Annotated in this window: 14 protein-coding genes; 7 read left to right on the forward strand and 7 right to left on the reverse strand. The window is 67.4% G+C overall.

The window, feature by feature from the left end; translation table 11 throughout:
• Window positions 1-31: 31 nt before the first annotated feature.
• Both SSPS47_RS18630 and SSPS47_RS18635 read right to left on the reverse strand, forming a co-directional pair.
• Window positions 32-1,027 carry a hypothetical protein gene (locus SSPS47_RS18630; RefSeq protein ID WP_164252063.1) on the reverse strand — a complete coding sequence of 332 codons (996 nt, stop codon included), beginning with the start codon at window positions 1,025-1,027 and terminating at the stop codon, window positions 32-34.
• Window positions 1,024-1,509 (reverse strand): hypothetical protein, encoded by a 486-nt coding sequence (locus SSPS47_RS18635; RefSeq protein ID WP_164252064.1) that lies wholly within the window; start codon window positions 1,507-1,509, stop codon window positions 1,024-1,026. Before SSPS47_RS18635 ends, SSPS47_RS18630 begins: the two co-directional genes overlap by 4 nt.
• A 268-nt stretch (window positions 1,510-1,777) precedes the next feature.
• On the opposite strand from SSPS47_RS18635, the gene SSPS47_RS36260 reads away from it, so the two are divergent.
• The 4 genes from SSPS47_RS36260 (at window position 1,778) to SSPS47_RS18655 (ending at window position 5,487) form a co-directional block, all read left to right on the forward strand.
• Window positions 1,778-2,890, forward strand: coding sequence for a 3-keto-5-aminohexanoate cleavage protein (locus tag SSPS47_RS36260; protein WP_343234894.1), 1,113 nt, complete (start codon window positions 1,778-1,780; stop codon window positions 2,888-2,890).
• A 76-nt stretch (window positions 2,891-2,966) separates the two neighbouring features.
• Window positions 2,967-3,095, forward strand: a complete 129-nt coding sequence (locus SSPS47_RS36265; RefSeq protein WP_343234895.1) for a hypothetical protein — start codon at window positions 2,967-2,969, stop codon at window positions 3,093-3,095.
• Window positions 3,092-4,900, forward strand: coding sequence for an alpha/beta hydrolase (locus SSPS47_RS18650; protein ID WP_164252065.1), 1,809 nt, complete (start codon window positions 3,092-3,094; stop codon window positions 4,898-4,900). Before SSPS47_RS36265 ends, SSPS47_RS18650 begins: the two co-directional genes overlap by 4 nt.
• Complete coding sequence (locus tag SSPS47_RS18655; protein ID WP_239064971.1) at window positions 4,900-5,487, forward strand: hypothetical protein; 588 nt, start codon at window positions 4,900-4,902, stop codon at window positions 5,485-5,487. The genes SSPS47_RS18650 and SSPS47_RS18655 overlap by 1 nt, the downstream gene beginning before the upstream one ends.
• Here the strand turns inward: SSPS47_RS18655 and SSPS47_RS18660 are convergent.
• Window positions 5,388-5,888, reverse strand: a complete 501-nt coding sequence (locus SSPS47_RS18660; protein ID WP_164252066.1) for an ATP-binding protein — start codon at window positions 5,886-5,888, stop codon at window positions 5,388-5,390. The genes SSPS47_RS18655 and SSPS47_RS18660 overlap by 100 nt on opposite strands.
• Window positions 5,889-6,017: 129 nt before the next feature.
• Entirely contained in the window at window positions 6,018-6,671 is a 654-nt protein-coding gene (locus SSPS47_RS18665) for a hypothetical protein (RefSeq protein WP_164252067.1), read from the reverse strand.
• 328 nt (window positions 6,672-6,999) lie between these two features.
• Between SSPS47_RS18665 and SSPS47_RS18670 the strand changes: the two genes are divergently transcribed.
• The 3 genes from SSPS47_RS18670 (at window position 7,000) to SSPS47_RS18680 (ending at window position 9,949) form a co-directional block, all read left to right on the forward strand.
• On the forward strand, window positions 7,000-8,136 hold the full coding sequence (locus SSPS47_RS18670) for a hypothetical protein (RefSeq protein ID WP_203557876.1): 1,137 nt from the start codon (window positions 7,000-7,002) through the stop codon (window positions 8,134-8,136).
• 50 nt (window positions 8,137-8,186) lie between these two features.
• Window positions 8,187-8,765 carry a Uma2 family endonuclease gene (locus SSPS47_RS18675; RefSeq protein WP_164252068.1) on the forward strand — a complete coding sequence of 193 codons (579 nt, stop codon included), beginning with the start codon at window positions 8,187-8,189 and terminating at the stop codon, window positions 8,763-8,765.
• A gap of 110 nt (window positions 8,766-8,875) precedes the next feature.
• Window positions 8,876-9,949, forward strand: coding sequence for a Scr1 family TA system antitoxin-like transcriptional regulator (locus SSPS47_RS18680; RefSeq protein ID WP_164252069.1), 1,074 nt, complete (start codon window positions 8,876-8,878; stop codon window positions 9,947-9,949).
• Between the two features lie 18 nt (window positions 9,950-9,967).
• Here SSPS47_RS18680 and SSPS47_RS18685 read toward each other — a convergent pair whose 3' ends face one another.
• The 3 genes from SSPS47_RS18685 to SSPS47_RS18695 are packed head-to-tail and all read right to left on the reverse strand — an operon-like array spanning window position 9,968 to window position 16,511.
• Window positions 9,968-11,545 (reverse strand): class I SAM-dependent DNA methyltransferase, encoded by a 1,578-nt coding sequence (locus tag SSPS47_RS18685; RefSeq protein ID WP_164252070.1) that lies wholly within the window; start codon window positions 11,543-11,545, stop codon window positions 9,968-9,970.
• Window positions 11,542-12,954: a restriction endonuclease subunit S gene (locus SSPS47_RS18690; protein ID WP_164252071.1), complete on the reverse strand. Its 1,413-nt coding sequence runs from the start codon at window positions 12,952-12,954 to the stop codon at window positions 11,542-11,544. Before SSPS47_RS18690 ends, SSPS47_RS18685 begins: the two co-directional genes overlap by 4 nt.
• Window positions 12,951-16,511 carry a DEAD/DEAH box helicase family protein gene (locus SSPS47_RS18695; RefSeq protein ID WP_164252072.1) on the reverse strand — a complete coding sequence of 1,187 codons (3,561 nt, stop codon included), beginning with the start codon at window positions 16,509-16,511 and terminating at the stop codon, window positions 12,951-12,953. The genes SSPS47_RS18690 and SSPS47_RS18695 overlap by 4 nt, the downstream gene beginning before the upstream one ends.
• Window positions 16,512-16,696 lie beyond the last annotated feature (185 nt).

Below are 16,696 nucleotides of genomic sequence, written 5' to 3' on the forward strand. Positions count from 1 at the left end.
ACCCCGATCGGACGCCAAGCGCATCGGTGTGTCAACTCTCCTCGTGGAGCGACAGGTCGATGAGCGCGTAACTGCGATGCTCACGTCCCAGCGGTGACCGTGCCGTGAGGACACTGACCTCCGCGAGCACCTGCCGCTCCGCGTAAGCGGCCAGATACGGAGTCACGTTCTCTTTCGGGGTGCGAGCCGCCACCAGGCCCACCCCGGCGACCTCGATCTCCACCAGGCCGCGGATCCTGCTTCCGCCGACGAGTGTGCCGACGAGAGACGTCCGGTCCTCCACGACCTCGGCCGCCAGCAGCACGCGCCGACAGCGGTCGGCCCCGTCGGAACTCAACCTGGATGTCCTGCTCACTGTTGACTGGGACTGCCACGTCAACGTGACGTCGGCTCCCGTCGAGGCGAGCACGTTCGAGAGTTCGGACAGATGACTGATGACTCGACGCCCCAGCGGCAGGGTCATGTCGAGAACCGCGTCGTCGGCGTCCGGGCCCGAGTCGGCACGATCGGTGACATCGAGGATCCGGTTGATCGCGAGGTCGAGCAGTGTGTCCGGGTTGCTGACACCCGGCAGCTCGTCCTGCACCGGGGCGGGCGTCCCTTCCAGCACCATGCCGTACGAAGACGCGAACACCTGCCCCGAGAACAGCTTGGTCGCGCGCTGGATCTCCTTCGGGACCGGCCCCGAGTCGTGGGTGGGACGGAGATCGTCCAAGGCGTACGCCACGGACTGCACGGCCGTCTGGAACGCCTTCAGCCAGTCACCGAGCACCGCGGACTCGACATGGTGATTCTTCACCGGCGGACCGTCGAGCGAGAAGCGAAGCAGAGTTCGGCGGGGGGCGTTGGGGCCGGACTCCGGGCTGCCGTACTGGAGCGATCGCAACAGCCGTTTCCGCTGTGCGAGGTGCAATTCCGAGAGCGTCCGAACAGGCGGTGCGCCGTCCGGCTTCTCACGGCGGGCTTCCAGCCAGGCACGGAGCGCGTCCTTGTCCGCGGGATCGGGAAAGCCTTCAGGAGCGCTCACAGTGTCACCTCCACATAGCCTCGACGCCCGGTGCCGCCGCCCGCACGGCAGCGCTGCCAGATCTCGTCGTACAGTCCAAGCTGCTGGAAAACCTCATCGTCTCCCGGCACCATGGCCCCCGCTATCCCGAGAGCCCGGAAATCGGCGGTCGACGGCAGCCTGAGCATGTAGGCGTCCACGCGCATATCCTGCTTCACGCACCACTCGCGGCGGCCGAGGTTGTCGAGATAGTCGATGCTCGCCTCGTCCGTTCGGATCGAGTCGAGGGCTTCCGGTGCGATCAGGTAGGCGAGGTCGATGTCGCAGGGGTCGAGCTTGCCGCTGACGAAGCTCCCCGCGAGCCAGATACGGCTCACCTGGCCGACGACGCTGCGGACCAGTTCGACGTGCATGCTCAGCTCGTCCCACAGACCGGCCCGCGTTGTCGAGCGGGACCAGCGATCGGCCCGTACGAGTTCCGCCTCGACCTCGCTCCAGCTCAAGGGGAATCGGCCCGGCGGCGGGCAGGACGTGTCAGGGAGGAATCCGGGAAGTGGAGACATACGGCTCTCGGTCGGCTCAATGCTGTGCTCGCAGAGTAGGGGGAGCCGTGCCCTGTACGGGCGGAAAGAGGGGCCTTTGGCTCAAAGGGGCGGCTTGAGGCCCACCTCGAACTACACGTACTTCTGACTACACGTCCTTCTGAACGGCCGCCCTCCCGTCCCCCGGCGCGACGTGATCGCCCCGATGAGCGGGGGCTGGCTTGGCCACATGCCGCGACACCGCATCCTTCAGGTCTGCCCGAACGGCGCGCGGACCCGTGCCGAGCACCCCCGGCTGCCCGTCTCGTCGGCCGAACTCGGCGTCGCCGTGCGGGACGCCGTCGCGGACGGGGCCGAGGACGTACATCTGCATCCGAAGGACCACAACGGCACGGACACCCTGGCCGCGTCGTACGTCGCGGCGGCGCTGACCGCCGTACGGGCAGCCGCACCCGGTATCCCGGTGGGCGTCACGACGGGCGCCTGGACGACCTCCGACCCCGAGCGGCGGGCCGCGCTGGTCAGCGCCTGGACCGTGCTGCCGGACCACGCCTCGGTGAACTGGCACGAGGACGGCGCGGATCTGGTCGCGGACGCCCTGCTCGCCCGGGGCGTCGGCATCGAGGCGGGCCTCTACTCCGGTACGGACGCGGTCCGCCGCTTCCTCGCCTGGCCCTCGGCCGGCCGCGTACTGCGGGTGCTCGCCGAGGTCACGGACCCCGACCCGCACACCGCCCCGGCGACGGCCACCGCGCTCCTCACCGAACTCCGGAACAGGGACCTGCCCGCCCCGGTCCTGCTGCACGGCGAGGACGGCTCGGCCTGGCCGGTCCTGCGGCCGGCGTGGCCGAGGGCCTGTCCGCCCGTATCGGCCTGGAGGACGTACTCCACCTCCCGGACGCCACCCCCACGCCGAACTGATCCGGTGTGCCCGGGAGTTCATCGGTCGGCCGATCTGAGAGGGAGTGCTCTTGCGCGCCCCGTGTCGCGGCTGCTACGGGCTGTGAGGTCTGTTCCGCCCTTGATCCGGTTCTCGCTTGCGTCCGGCACGGGGTGCTCCACTAACGTCACTGAGACGGCGCAACAGTGTGCGCGGGGTGACCAGTTCGGGGGAGACGGTGTCGTATTCGCAGGGGTGGCAGGAAGTGTTCACGCTCTCGGACCTGCCGACCGGGGATCCGGGGACCGGTATGTCGCTGGCCTCGACGGGCGACACGGGCGCGGGCGGCGGCACCGGCGGTCTGAAGCACAGCGCCGGACCGTGGACCAGCGCGTCAGGGACCGCCGACTCGCTGCGGACCAGTACCGGGAAGAGCCGCAGCCGACTCGGTACCGCACATGAGGGTGTCGCGTCCGGCGCTGCGGGGTTCTCAGCCGTGGGGGCGTTGACCGAGGTGATGGAATCGTGGGAGAAGCGATTGACCGCGGTGCGGGGCGAATGCGCTTACCTGGACGGGGCGTTGGCGAAGGTCGCCAAGGAGATGGGGGAGACCGACGTCAGGATCGAGAAGTCGGTACAGGGCGTGCACGCGGGTGAGAGCCGGTGACCGGCGCCACACTCACCTGGCAGCAACTGCGGGATCTCAAGCCGCGGGAGTTCGAGGACGCCGGCGACGGCTGGCACGAGGTCTCCGGGAGGGCCGACGCCGACCGGGTCAGGACCGACAAGGCGATGACGGCGAAACTTCGTGACACGCAGGACAGTGAGTCGGCGAAGGCGGCGATCACCAGGCTGGAGCGGCTGAGCCGCAACTTTCAGTACGTCCACACCGAGTCCGGCCTGATCCGTACAACCCTGAACGGTCTCGCCGCAGAACTGATGGACCCGCAGGGGCAGTTGACGCAGGCTCTGGAGGAGGCCGAGGGTTGGAAGTTCACCGTCCACATGGACGGCTCGATCAGTTACCCGTCCGCTGTCGTCTGCGATACCCGTATCGGCGAGAAGGGGGAGAGGAAGGTGGTCGGCGGCACCGTACAGGGCAGTGCCCGGCTCCCCCTGGAACCGCACCCCGGACTGAACGGGGAGCCCGGCTTCGACCTCAACCCCAATCCGTACGCGGCGATGGCCCAGGACATCGCGGACCGCATCGCGCGGGCGGTGAGATCGGCCGCCGAGATCGACCGTCGATACGCGAGCGCGCTGCGGAAACTTAAAGCGGCAGCGGGACTTGACGTCACCGAGGCGACGCTGAAGGACGTTGCCGGTGACACGGCGGCGGTTCGGAGGGCCGCACAGGACTATCTGGCGGACAACGTCCCCTTCGACAAGTCCCCCGCCGAGCGCAAGGAGTGGTGGGACGGGCTGACCGAGGAGCAGCGTCAGGAGTACCTGGACGTGGCTCCGGACCTGGTCGGGAACCTGGACGGAATTCCTGCGCTGTCGCGCGACGAGGCGAACCGGAACTACCTTCCGGTGCTGATCGACTCGTTGGAGAGGCAGGGCGGCGACGATGCCGAGACCAAGCTGGGCGGGCTCCGGGCGATTGAGGAAAAGCTGAGCAAGCCGACGAAGGTACCGATGTATCTGCTGGGCATCGGGGACGAGGGCAACGGTCGCGCCATCGTGGCGTACGGAAACCCGGACACGTCGAAGAACGTCGCGGCGTATGTGCCGGGACTGGGAACCAAGTTGGACGCGGAGTTTGCCGGGGGGACGGTGCAGCGGGCCCTGGACACCGCGAAGGGAGCCCGAGAACACGACCCGTCAAGCGCTGCTATCGTCTGGCTCGGCTATGACGCTCCGCAGAGCATAGACGTCATGAGCACCGGCGATGCGGAGAAAGGAGCACCCGCCTACAACGAATTCATGAGCGGGCTGGGAGTCACCAATGAGAACAAGGACCCACATATGACGGCGATCGGCCACTCCTACGGCTCGCTGACGGTCGGGACCGCGGCCCAGCAGGGCGACGGGATTCCAGGGGCCGATGACATCATCCTGGTGGGAAGCCCAGGCGTCGGAGCCGACAAGGCGGAAGACCTTGGCGTCGGGAAGGACAATGTCTATGTCGGGGCGGCCGACAACGACGTGGTGACCCAGCTTCCCTCGAAGCAACAGACCGGGGCGGGTTACCTCGGCCTGCTGGGCGGCGGTCCCCTGGGCGCGTACGTTGTCGGCGACCTCGCCGACCAGGGAGACGACGACCTCTATTTCGGCAAGGATCCAGCCAGTAAGACATTCGGTGCGAATCGATTCCTGGTTGAAGACGGGCCTCGCCCCATTCTTGATATGGGCGGAGTTGACGCCCACTCTCAATACTTCACACCGACAAAAGATGAAGTGTCGGCAAAGAATATTGGTCTCATCGTCGCCGGGCAGCCTGAAAAAATCAAGATGGAGCATTGGCGTTGATGAAACGGGAGCAGATGTGGGTTCCGGCGCTCACTTTGGTGGGTGGGCTGCTCACCGGATGCGCAATGCTGGGGGAGGGTGAGAAAGGAGTGGCTGCTGCCATGAATATGCAGGACGCGGCGGAGCATGCGGACGCAATGCTGGATTCGACTTTCGAGGCAATCGAGCCAGAGGTTCAGTGGGCCCACGATGACACGTCTTCAGGTAGTTGTGACCTGACTCGTCGGCGGACTGTGATGACCATCGTTTCCGAGGAGCGGCGCGGGAATTTCCTCGGCATGATCGAGCGGTACTGGAAGAAGAGCGGATACAAGATCACCTCCGTGTTTTCCGACAAGGAGAGCCCCGCCATCATCGCGAAGAGCTCGGAGGGATTCGCGATCGTCCTGAATGTCGGTTACGAGGGCCAGGTGTTCTTCAAGGTCAGTACCCCCTGCGTGGAGGAGTCCGAGGTCGCTGACCCCACCGCCGCACCCAACGGCCCCGCCTACGAAGGTGTCGAGCTGCCTCGCCCCAACGTGCGCTCCGACTTCTGGTCCGCCGACACTCCTGTCGCGTCGCCTTCCCCTTGGTCGAGCGGGAGTTGAGGCGGCGCCACCGGTTTGAGGTCCAGCTCGAACCACACGTACTTCCCGAACGGCCGCTCGCCCGTGCCCCATCGCGACGCGATCGCGTCGATGAGCAGCAGCCCGCGCCCGTGCTGGTCGTCGTCGGCCGGGTGGCGGAGGCGGGGCCGGCGGCGGTTGGCGTCGTGGCACTCCACGCGTACGCGGTGCTCGTCCGCACCGACCCTGACCAGTAGCGCCCCGCCGATCGGCACGCCGTGCCGTACGGCGTTGGTCGCCAGCTCCGAGACGCAGAGCAGTACGTCGTCGAGGACGGCTCCGTCGACGGCGGCGCGAGTGGTGCCGATGACTTCGCGCGCGAAGGCGCGGGCGGCGGGTACGGACGCGTCCGAGCGCGCGAACCGCCGGGATGTGGTGAGCATGGTCACAGGCTGCCGCGAGGTGGTGACGCTCGGGAGTGACCGAGGGGATACACGGTGCGCTGTATCAGCCGGTGGTCCCGTCCCGGTGCGGGTCGGCCTCCTCCCGTGCGCCGGTGGGCGCGGCCGGGCTCAGCCCAGTACCGCCGCGAAGGCGAGCGCCACACGCTCCAGCCAGTTCAGCGCGTCGGACGCTTCCGCCTCGGTGATCGGGCGGCGGCGCTTCAGGTCGCCGTCTTCCAGGTCCGCGTAGTGGGCGATCAGGTTGCGACGCTGGATGATGGCCGAGAACTGCTGCTTCAGGCTCTGGGCCGAGTAGTTCGTACGGTGGTGGTGCCACGCGTTGATCTGTTGCGCGCCCTTGGACCACAGGTCCTCGTCCGTGACGAGCTTGTAGGCCTCGGTGATCCTCTTCGGGTTGTGCAGCGGCTGGAAGGCCCACTTCGCGCGGACCGCCGCGAGGACGACGTCGCCCAGGTCCTGATCGCCGGTCCGTACGTCCTCGATGACCGAGAGCGGCAGCTCGAAGCGGCTCAGCTGGGCGGGGAGTTCACCGCTCCCGGTGTCGGCCGCGATCTTCGCGACCCGCCGGAACAGCTCCTCGTGCAGCCAGTGGTCCATGGCGCTGACGCCCTGCACCCACGCGGCCCGGTACAGGTCGTTGATGTCGAGCGCGCCCGGCTGGAGGCCCTGGAGGCTGTTCCCTGCGGTGATCAGGTTCCTCGCGTACTCAAGGTTGGTCTTGAACGAGAGGAACTGCCGGGTGTCCGGCTGCGTGATGCTCATGGCTGCCCACTCCTTGTGACGGCGATCAAGGATTCCGGGGGCGTGGCGGAGAGGCAAGCCGATTGCGAAAGATGGCCGACGCGTGACGTCGCCGCAGGTGGGCCCGGAGCTTGAGCCTCGGGCTTCGAGCCCCTTTTTAGTTGAGCGGGAGGGAGGGGAGGGAACCTACCCCCCTCCCAAGTCCCCCGCCGACCAGGCGAGATGACTTTCCGTGGTCGGCTTGCGTCAGAGCGTATTGACGGTTTAGCGTTCAGGGCATTAAGCGGCCCCGGCTGGTGCTAGCAACACCGAACCGGGGCCTGACCAACGGATCGAAAGAGACTCGATCGTGGATTCCACACAGCTTAGTGCTGCCCTGCGCGCGCCCGCACACCCCTCGGCCAAGCCCGGCTACGGAAAGCGCTCCGCGCCCGGTCAACGGCCCCGTACCGCAACCGATTTCGCACATCTGCGCCCGAGGGAAGCGGCGCTCGCCGCGTACATCGACCGGCTGCCCGAAGGCGCCGCGATCGGCTACAAACCGCTGGCCGCGAACGTCGCCGACTACGGGCAGCAGGCGTGCGCGAAGGCGCTCAAGTTCCTGTCGCACGAGGGTCATCTGCGGCTGGTGAAGGAACACCTGTGCACGGCGGACAACAGCTTCCGCTGGGTGACGCGGACCTACTTCTCCCGGACGTCGAGGGACGACGACTGGTGGAAGGCGTACGTGGACAGCCTGCGCGGCATCGACCTGACCGAGCTGGAGCGACGGCAGCGCGCGGAGGCCGAGACCGAGCGGGCGCAGGGCGCGGCGCGGGTGCCCGTGCCCGAGCCCGTGCCCGAGCCCGAACCGGAGCTTGAGCCGGGCGCCGTACGGGAGCCCGGACCGGCCAGCCCCGTAACGTCCCCGCCCGCCGCGCCCCAGGAGCCCTCCGCCGCCTACCGGGCCCTCGCCCGGCTCGGGCGCACCGACCCCCGAATGACCCTGTCCGCCACCGAGTGCGCCGCGCTCGAACCGCTCGCCGCGCAGTGGCTGGCGCGCGGCGCGACGGCGGACCACCTGACCCGTTCACTGACCACCGGGCTGCCGCACCCCCTGCACAGCCCCGGCGCGATCGCTCGCAAACGACTGGAGAGCAAGATGCCGCCCGAGCCGTACCAGGCCCCCGAGTACATCACCCGAGCCGTGATGGTCTGCATGGGCTGCGAGGAGCCCGACAACGTCGTGACGCTGGTCAAGGGCATGTGCCTCGACTGCAACGAGGAGATGGAGGCGTACGACGTGGCCGAGGAGAGGGGCCTGGTCATCGACGCGATCCCGGACACCTTCCGTGCCGTCCCCGCCAAACAGGAGGTGGCCCGTCGCGCCGACGCCCTGCGCGCGGCGGCCGGCTTCAAGGCCCGCCCCATCCCGCGCCCGGCGCACGGCGAACTCGTCCAGGCCTGCTCGCCCGACGGCGCGGACCTGCTGCGGGCGGCCGAATGAGCGTGCACGAGATGCCGGTCAGGGCACCATGGAGGGGAGGAGGCGACGCCATGACCCCCAGGACCACAGACCGGCCACAGATGTCCGTCGACGAGTTCGAGGAGCTTGCCCGACGCGCGCCAGAGATGGTGCGGCTGGAATTCATCAACGGAAAGGTCCAGGTCAAGTCCGTGCCGGACGGAAACCACGGCGAGATCGTCAAGTGGCTTCAGAAGCGCTGCATGCAGTTTCGCCCCGAGTTGTGGTTGTACGCGGAGCAAGGGCTGTGCGTCGATACGTACCGTAAGGGCCGGGCCCGGCCGGATGGAGCGCTCGCGCCGGACGACTACTTCGTCGGGCAGGGAGAGTGGTCCGGGGCTGAGGGAGTTCTGATGGCTGTGGAGGTCACCTCACGTGACGCGGACACCGAGCAACGCGACCGCATCGAAAAGCGCGACGGCTACGCGGCAGCCTGTATCCCCGTCTATCTCCTCGTCGACCGCGATGCCTCCTCTCTGACTGTGCATGCCGAGCCCGAGAAGGGCGAGTACCGTTCTGTCACCATCAGGCCCTTCGGTGCTGTCGTCGAGCTTCCCGACCCGGTCGGCATCACGCTGGAGACCGAGAAGCTCAAGGATTACGCGGACTGACGGTCGCCGGACCTGGGCCGGACCCGGGTGGGTGGGATTGCATCGTTCCCGGTCGCGGGCGGGTTGCACGTGGTTACGCTCGGACGGACGTGACGAGGTGGATACACGGCGTGGTGTATCAGTCGGAGGTGCGGCCGGTGTCGGTCCAGGAATCCCAGCCACCGGGTACGTGGCGGTACTGCGGCAACCAACTCCTGCGGTGGCGTACGCAGTCGGGCATAAGCCGCGAGGAGCTGGCGGCGGCGACGAACTACTCGTCGGCCACGATCAAATCGATGGAACAGGGCGTACGGATGCCGACGCCGCGCCTGCTGGACCAGGCGGACGACCTGTTCAAGGCGAACGGGAAGCTGAGCGCGGCGAAGGACTACTTGCGGCGGGAGAAGTTCCCGGCGCGGGCGCAGGACTTCATGGCGCGGGAGCGCGAGGCGATCAGCTTGTGGTCGTACGAAGTGGCCCTGATTCCGGGGCTGTTGCAGACGGAGACGTACGCGCGGGCGCTGATGGGAAATCGCTGTCCACCGTTGGACGACGAGACGGTCGAGGAACGAGTCACGGCCAGGCTGGAACGCCAGTCGCTCCTGACCCGTAAGCCACTGGCAGCGCTCAACTTCGTGTTGTACGAGGCGGCCTTGCGCGGCCCGCACGTGGACAAGGAGCAGTTGCTTCACATCCTGGAACAAGGGAAGCTGGGCAATCTCACAGTTCAGGCGTTGACGTTCGACCGCGCCAACTCCAGTGCGCTCAGCGGCCCGATGGTGCTCCTGGAGACGCGCGATCACGAACGACTTGCCTTCTCGGAAGGCCAGTCGATCAGTCAGCTGACCGATGATCCTGGTGTGGTCAGTTCACACACGGAGCGGCTTAGCATGATCCGGGCGTTGGCTCTCAGTCCCGATGAGTCGGCCCGTTTCATCGAGCGGATGGTGGAAGAACTTATGACCGAGCGACTGACGTGGTTCAAGTCCAGCTACAGCGATGACGAGGGCAGCAACTGCGTCGAAGTCGCCTTGGCCTGGCACAAGTCCACTTACAGCGACCGCGAAGACGCGAGCTGCGTCGAGGTCGCCGCCTGTCCCGCCGCCGTCCACGTCCGGGACTCCAAGGTCACCGATAGCCCCGAGTTGGCCGTTGCCGCCCCCGCGTGGAGCGCGTTCGTCTCGTACGCGAGCCGACGCGCCTGAGAGGGCGGCTGCCCGGACTCAGCTCTCGTTGACCGTCGTCTCCTCGGCGGTCGTGTCCGGCTTGACCTCGCCGCCCAGCGCCTCCGCGATCGCCGCGAACTCGTCCAGCGCGGCCTGAAGGTCCTCGACGATCTCCTGAGCGATGACCTCGGGCGCGAGCAGGCTGTCCGCGTCGTCCAGGGCCGGGTCCTTCATCCACGTGATGTCGAGGTTGACCTTGTCGCGGGCCATCAGCTCGTCGTAGGTGAACGACTTGAAGCGCTCGGACTCGACACGTTCCGTACGGTCACCGCCCGGGAGGTACTCGGCGACGAACTCGTCCAAGTCCGCGCGCCGCAATGGGCGTTGCTTGAGCGTGAAGTGCTTCGCGGTGCGGAAGTCGTAGACCCAGAGCTTTGACGTGTTGGGCTTGCCGCCGGTGCGCGGGGGCTTCTTCTCGATGAACAGGACGTTCGCCTTGACGCCGCCCGCGTAGAAGATGCCGGTGGGCAGTCGCAGGATCGTGTGCAGGTCGAACTCTTCGAGCAGCCGGCGGCGGATCTTCTCGCCCGCGCCGCCCTCGAAGAGGACGTTGTCGGGGAGGACGACGGCGGCACGGCCGTGCATCTCCATCAGCGACATGATGTGCTGGAGGAAGTTGAGCTGCTTGTTGGTGGTGGTGGCGCGGAAGTCCTCACGGTCGTAACTCATGTCCTCCCGGTCGGACTTGCCGTCCGTACCGATGACCGTGATCGATGACTTCTTGCCGAACGGCGGGTTCGCGAGGACGAGCGACGCGTGCTTGCCGGGCTTCTCGGCGAGCGCGTCGCCGACGGTGATGAGGCTGTCGCCCTCGCTGTCGCCGATGCCGTGCAGCAGCATGTTCATCGCGGCGAGCCGGGCGGTGCCGGTGACGAGTTCGTTGCCGAAGATCTTCCCGGAGCCGAGCGCGAGGCGCTGCTCGCGGGTGAGGTCCTGCATGTGGTGCTCGCGGATGTAGCTGTGCGCGGCGATGAGGAAGCCACCGGTGCCGCAGGCGGGGTCGGTGATGGTGTCCTCGGGCCGCGGCTGCATGACGTCGACCATGGCGTCGATGAGTGAGCGGGGCGTGAAGTACTGCCCGGCACCGGTCTTGGTGTCCTCGGCGCCCTTGGCGAGCAGACCTTCGTAGGCGTCGCCCTTGATGTCGGTGCCCTGGATGGTCCAGTCCTCCTTGCCGATGAGTTCGACAACGAGCTTTTCGAGGAGGGCCGGCTCGGTGATGCGGTTCTGCGACTTGGCGAAGATCGTGCCGAGGGTGGTGCCGGGGTTCTTGGCGAGTTCGGCGAGGACTTCGCGGTAGTGGGCTTCGAGTTCGAGCCCCTTCTTGGAGGCGAGCGACTTCCAGTCGTACTCGGCGGGGACGACGGATTGGGCGTCCGCCTCGGTGAAGGGGTCGCTGGTGATCTCGTCCACCATCTTGAGGAAGAGGAGGTACGAGAGCTGCTCGACGTACTCGATGGTGGAGAGGCCGTTGTCCCGCAGGACGTTGCAGTAGTTCCAGAGCTTGGCGACGAGACTGTTGGTCTGCGCGACGGCCTGCGGCGCGGGCGTGGAGGTGACGTCGGTGCTGCTCACAGCTCGAACTCCTGCTGAATGGCGGTGCGGGGGGCGGGGGTTGGGGTGGGCGCGGGGGTGGTGGCTACGGCTGTCTTGCGGGGCCGCCGGGTCCGCTGCGGCTTGGGCACGGCGGCCCGCTCGGCCCGGATGCGGTCCAGGAGGACGGACGCGGGCTCGTCGGCGGGGTCTTGCGGGACGAGCTGCCCGGTGAAGGCGCGTTCCAAGAGCGAGGACCTTAGAACCTCGGCCATGTGTAGAGCGGGGCGCGGGCCGTGAAGCACATTTGCTGCGGCATCGAGTTTGGAAAGCTGCCCATCGAGCGTTTCGACGATCCGATGCTGCTCAGTGAGAGCAGGTACGGGAATAGGCCACCCCGCCATCTTGGCCGCGCCGATGTGGTGGATTCCCACACCTCGCGCACCTTGGCGGAATGCTCCTCGCAGCGCTTCGCAGCGCAGGAAGTAAAGCAGGAAATGGGGATCAATGTTGTTAGGTCTGACTCGGATGAGCGTGTTCTGAAAGCAGCAATCGGGGATTTCATCATTCCAGATTGCCGGTTTCCCGACTTCGCCGGGGCTTCCTGAAGCTTCGCTCAAGACGATGTCATTCTTGCGCAGTCGATATGTTTCCAGCTCGGAGTCGGTAAAGTTCATTTCCTTTACGTTGGTGAGGATCAGTCCTTGCCATCCGACATTCGCTGCCCTGAGGTATGGTCGCATTTGGTTGCCGGAGTGATTTTTGGGTGAACGCTGACGGCCAAGACGAACTTCGGCTACTTGGTCGAGTCGAACGCGCGGTGCATTGTCTTGGGTGAACTGGCTGCGCATTAGGCGGGGTTTGAGTGCCTTCGCTCGGGCCGACGTATCGCGGAGAGCGGCCGTCGCTCTGCTAAGGCCGGAAAGATGGCCTTCGAGGGCCTCGACGATGCGGTGCTGCTCCGCCAGCGGAGGCAACGGCACTCGTACCCGCTTCACCTTAGCCGTGCTGAGTGTGTAAAGGCCGCTCGTGGATTGGGCCACGATCCTGAGCTGCTGGGAGACGGCAGGTGCGTTCCAAATAAGTTCGAGGAACCGAGCGCTGATTGCCTTGGACGGCCGAACGCGGATCAAGTGATTTTGATGCACGGTGTCGGAGATTGCGCCCCGCCAGGTTGCTGCTCGCCCAATCTGGTCCGGACTCCCGTTTCCTTCCACGACCAGCAAATCCCCCGGCCGCAGCCGGTATCTATCTAGTTCGCCGTCGAAGAGTTCAATCTTGTGTACCTCTTCGAGGTTAAGTGATCCGCGTCCGACATTGGCGACGCGAAGAAACGGGTAAGCGTTCTCGATGGGACGACGCTTCTGTTGCTTCTGGATGCCACCATTGACCTCGGCCACCTCGCCCAGCTCAACGGATACCCACCCGTCCGGAAGTTCCACGTCACTCACGCAAGCTCTCGATTCATCTCACTCAACAGGACCCGCACATCCCGCCCCGGAAACGCATGTCCAAACCCGCGCCCCCCACCCCGCCCCCGGAAAGGCTCCCCGTTCATCTCCGACGGGCTGATGCCCACGTCCGTCGCCACCACGTCCCGTATCGACCGCAGCCACCACAACTGCTCCTCCGAAAACTCCGCCCCCGCCTGGCGCTGCCGCAGCAGCCACGCCTCGAAGCGTTCTTCCACCACCGCCCGGTACGGCTTCAGCTCCGTGTCCACGCCCAGTTCGTACCGTATGAGCGAGATCAGGTCCGGGAGGCCCGCCCCCGCGCCCGGTCGGGTGACCGCCGCGCCCAGGTCCTCGTAGTACGCCCACAGCACCTTCGGCGTCCACGCGTACTGGGGGCGGTGGATCTTCGCCGCCAACTCCTCCAGTGCCGCGTACGCCGCCGCCGGCGAGACCGAGCGCGGGCTGCTCAGGGCGATACTGACCGCCGCCAGCCGGTCGCGCTCCTCCTTCAACAACGTGCTCCAGCGGCCGACTTCCTCCCGCGCCCGCTCCTCCGGCGGAATCGCCCGGACGTCCGTCACCCGTACCGCCGTGACCTCGTCCATCAGGTAGTCCTTGTCGCGGCGGATGTCGATGATCTCGCGCCGCAGATCCGGCAGATCACGCAGTGGAGCGGTCGCGTCCAGCACCAGCTTCCGCGCCGCCGCCGGGCCCTCCTCGTCCGTCACCCGTTCCTGCCGGTCCGGGTCGACGGCCTTGACGATTCCGCCCGCGATCTCGGACAGTGTCCTGTCCCCAGCCGCCCGCGTCAGCAACGTCCGCTCCTCGTCCGACAGTTGCTGGTTGAGCCGGGCGAGGCGCCCCGCCAGGATCTCCGCCTCGCCCGCGCTGATCGACCCCGTACCGGCCTTGTCCAGCAACTTCGCGAGCGACACCTGACGTTCCCCGGCAGGTACCAGGGGCTTCGCGTCGACCAGGGGGGAGTCCGTGACGCCCACCGCGTCGACGAGCACGAAGCGGTCCTTGCGTACCGACGCGTCCGAGTCCGGGGTGACCTCCCGTAGCTCGGTCTGGTCGATCGTCCGGGCGCCCCGGCCCTTCATCTGCTCGAACAGCACCGCGCTGCGCACCTCGCGCAGGAAGATCACGCACTCCAGGGCCTTCACGTCCGTGCCCGTGGCGATCATGTCGACGGTCACGGCGACCCGCAGGCGCGGGGAGGTCCGGAGGTTGCGGATCAGTTCGTCGGGGTCCTCCCCGGCCGCGCGGCTCTTGTACGTGATCTTCTTCGCGAAGTCGTCACCGCGCCCGAAGACCTCCTTGACCTGCGCGAGAACGTCCTCCGCGTGGTCCTCGCCGACCGCGAAGATCAGCGTCTTGGGAAGTTCCCGGCGGCCGGGGAACCAGCTCTGCCAGTTGTCGCGGTACGCGGTCAGCACCGCGCGGATCTCGTCGACGGCGACCACCGAGCGGCCGATCTGCCGGGTGGTGTACGTGAAGTCGTCATCCAGCTCCTGGTAGCGCTGACGCCGGGTCTTGCGGTCCTTGACCTTGACCGTCGTACCGGACTCGATGGTGGCCACGCCGTTGTCCCGGATGTCGGTGTTCATCCTGACGATGTCGAAGTCGACGTTGACGCCGTCGGCGACGGCCTGCGGATAGGTGTACTCGGAGACCAGGTTGCGGCCGAAGAAGCCCAGGGTCTGAATCATCGGGGTGGCGGTGAGGCCGACCAGGTGGGCGTCGAAGTACTCCAGCACCCCGCGCCACAGGCCGTAGATCGACCGGTGGCACTCGTCCACGATGATCAGGTCGAAGGACTCGATCGGGACGGCCGGGCTGTAGGAGACCTCGATGGGCCGGTCCGTCGCGTAGGTGTCCTGGTGCGCGAGATTGTCCGCCGCCTCGTCCGCCGCTTCGTCGTCGACCAGGGTCTCGCCGCGCAGCAGCGCGTACATCTTCTGGATGGTGCAGATGGTGACGGCCGAGGTCTCCTGGAGCCCGGCGGCGCCCAGCCGGTCGACGTTGTAGATGTCGGACAGCTTGCGGCCGTCGTCCGGGGTGAGGAACCGGCGGAACTCGTCGTACGCCTGCTTGCCCAGGTTGTTGCGGTCCACGAGGAACAGGACCCGCCGGGCCTTGGTGTACTTCAGCAGGCGGTACGTCTGTGCCACCGCCGTGTACGTCTTGCCCGCGCCGGTGGCCATCTGGATCAGGGCGCGCGGCCGGTCCCTGGCGAGGGAGTCCTCCAGACCGGTGATCGCGTCGATCTGCGCGAGTCGCAGGCCGTTCGGCTCCAGCGGCGGCATGTTGCGCAGCGCCGCCCGGAAGGTCGGGGCGGTGGGCTTCTCCTCGGCGCGGCGCATCCAGGCCGCGACCGTCTCGGGGCGGTGGAAGGAGAACACCTCGCGGGAACGGGCGTCTGGGTCGAGGCGGTTGACGAAGTACGTCTCGGCGCCGGTCGTCGCGTAGCGGAACGCGAACGGCTCGTCTCGCTGCCAGACGGCGAGGCGGTGTTCCTTGAGGACACCGGCCGCGTAACGGTCGTTCTGCTCGACGGCGCTGCCGAGATGGTCGCCCTCGCGCTTGGCCTCGATCACGCCGACGATCCTGCCGCCGACGTAGAGGACGTAGTCGGCGCGGCCCGTCGCCAGGGTGAACTCGCGGACGGCGACGCCCTTCTCGGCGTCACTGCCGGGGTTGACCTGGTCGCGGTCCTGGACCTCCCAGCCGGCGGCGCCCAGCATGCGGTCGATGGTCTCGCGGGCCTGCACCTCGTTCAGGGGGGCCGGGCGCTGCGCGCGGTGGACGATCGCGTCGCGGGCGGCGGCGTCGACCCGGCGCGGTGTCTTGCGCAGCAGCTCGTACGACGACTGCTGTGCCGTACGCAGGGACTCGACCTGCGTGGTCAACTGCTCGATCTGGGCGAGCAGTTGATCCTTGTTGGCGGCGGCGGCCGAGATGAGCGACTCGGCCTCGGCACGGGCGCGCCGCTCCGCTTCGAGCTGGGTCGCGCTCTCGGTGAGGCGTACGCGGGACTGTGCGAGCGACTCCCGGTGGCCTTCGAGGGCCTCCCGCAGCTCGGCCAGCTCCGCCGGATCGGTGATCTGCGCCTCGGGGTCCGTGGGCGGTACGAACTCGGCGACCGTGCGCTTCCCGGAGACCGCGTCGTGGAACCAGAGGCCGAGCTTGTAGCAGGCGCGTACGGCGGCGAGCGCGCGGGTGGAGTCGAAGAGATGGCTGTGGGCCGCCTGGTTGCGGTCGCGCCGGATGCGGTCGAAGTCGTCGCGGATCTCGGGCACGAGGACGCCCGCGCGCGTCAGCGCGTTGAGCCGGTCCACCTGGCGGGTGCCTTCGACGCGCAGTGCCGTACGGCTGACGAGTTCCTCCGCCAGGACCTCACCGAACTGGCCCGCCTGGACGAGGGCGGCGTTGGGGTTGGTGAAGACGGTGGCCTCGGCCTGGGCGCCGTAGATGGAGAGCAGGGCCTGCAAAGGGAAGAGGACACCGAAGTTCGGAGAGGACTTCGCCAGTCTCTCCAGTCGCTCGTCCATACACCCTCGCTCCGTCCCCTGTACCGCGGTCCGCGGTCCGCGGTCCGCGGACCGCCGTCTTCGCCGAGTCCGCAAGCTTACGGAAGATCTCGGTGCCCGGTCCGCCATATCGCGACGCGGCCGGTCCGCGACGCCGGTGTCGCGCGGATCGGCCGTCGGCACCCGCTAGTCAATGCCGAGCCCTC

The sequence above is a fragment of the Streptomyces sp. S4.7 genome (assembly GCF_010384365.1).
Lineage (GTDB): Bacteria > Actinomycetota > Actinomycetes > Streptomycetales > Streptomycetaceae > Streptomyces.